The sequence below is a fragment of the Inquilinus sp. genome (assembly GCF_057815775.1).
The window spans coordinates 1-1596 of the sequence record NZ_JBYRFX010000630.1 but is presented as its reverse complement, the minus strand read 5'-3'; the positions used below and the strand labels follow the sequence as shown (position 1 = coordinate 1596).

At 73.9% G+C, this 1596-nt stretch carries 2 protein-coding genes; both read right to left on the bottom strand.

From position 1 onward, the window contains the following. On the bottom strand, positions 1-942 hold a 942-nt coding region (locus AC3XYG_RS21895; RefSeq protein ID WP_489141985.1), incomplete at its 3' end, for a cache domain-containing protein. A 76-nt stretch (positions 943-1018) separates the two neighbouring features. After that, on the bottom strand, positions 1019-1596 hold a 578-nt coding region (locus tag AC3XYG_RS21890), incomplete at its 5' end, for an aminotransferase class V-fold PLP-dependent enzyme (RefSeq protein ID WP_489141984.1).

The window sequence follows — 1596 nt, the reverse complement described above, 5'->3', positions numbered from 1 at the left end:
CTCGACCCCGATGATCAGCGGCACCGGGGCGTAGCCGGCGATGGTGCGGGTCAGGATGACGCGGCCGTCGCCGTTGCGGCGCACCACCCGGGCGTCGAGGTCGGCATCGCCCACCGCCTCGGGTTTGCCCTCGGTCCACAGCGCCGCCAGGAAGGGATCGCCGAGCGCGTCCAGACCGGGCAGGGGGTGCTCACGCGACAGCGCCGGGTGCTGGGCGGCCATGGCGGGGTGGGCGAGCACCCGGTCGCGGCCGTACAGGATGAAGGGCGTGGTGCCGGGGTTGGACTCCGCGATGGTCCTGAGATGGTCGGACAGGGCATCGACCGTCAGCGTCGCAACCAGCACCCCGGCGAAGCCGCCGCCGACGGCCTGCACCGGCTGGCGCAGATTGGCGACCGAGGTGCGCAGCGCTGGGTCCGCCACGAAATAGACCGGTCCCCAGCCGGCATCGGCGCGGCCGCGCGCCTCTGCGATCTCCTGCCGCTCGCCATCGGTGTGGATCGTGTCGGTGAAGGGGAAGACGCCCTCGGGTCCCTGGGTAACGCCGCGGATGGCGCCGTCGGGCGCGACAAAGGACAGCACCCGCACCTGCGGCGTCCCGGCCAGGGCGCCGGTCATCAGCCGGTCCAGCGCGGCGCCGTCGCCCGGGTCGATCCGCCCGGCGACGATCTCGCGCGACAGGAAGGCCAGCTGGTCCTGCACCGGGGTGAACCGGTCGGCGATCCGGGCCTGCACCGAATCGAGCCCCAGCTGTGCCGCATCGGCCAGCAGGTCGCGGGTGGTGCCGGCGGTCATGAACCAGAACACCGCCAGCACATCGATCGCGGTCAGCGTCACCAGCCCGGCCATGACCACGGCCAGCGTGCCGGACAGGGGGATGGTGCGGCGCCGCCGCGAAGCGGTGCCGCGCCGATGTCCTGTGCCTTCCAGATCCGTCGCCAAACCCGCTGCGCCTCCTCAGCCCGCCGGCACTCTATCCGGCCGGGCCAGGGGAGCGAAGGGATATGGGGCGCTCGGGTCAGGCCGCGGCGGCGACGGCCTCCGCCAGCCGGTCCAGCTCCGCCTCAGTGTGCAGGTAGGACACGGCGGCGCGGCAGATATCGCCCAGGCCGCGCGCGGTCATGTCGAGCGGCGTGTACATCACGCCGTTGACCGCGATGTTGATGCCATCCGCCGCCAGGCGCTGGCGCAACGCCGCCGGCTCGACGCCATCGACCGCGAAGGTTACCAGCGCGGCGCGCTCGACGCCGAGATCGTGCATCGTCACGCCGGGGATCGCCGCCAGCCGGTCGCGCAGGCCGCGGGCCAGCCCGTCGATGCGGGCGCGGATGGCGTCGATGCCGATGGCCCTGGCATAGCGGATCGCGGCGCCGAGGCCGAGCCGCAGCGCCATCGGGAAGTCGCCGGCCTCGAAGCGCAGGGCGCTGTCCTGCAGCTGCGGCCCGCCCTCCGGCCGCCAGGCGGCGGTCCTGAAATCGTGATAGGGCGGGTCGAGCCGGTCGAGGAAGCCCTGGCGGACATACAGCAGCCCGGCGCCGCGCGGCCCGCGCAGATGCTTGCGGCCCGGCGCCGCCAGCACGTCGCAGCCCAGGGCGG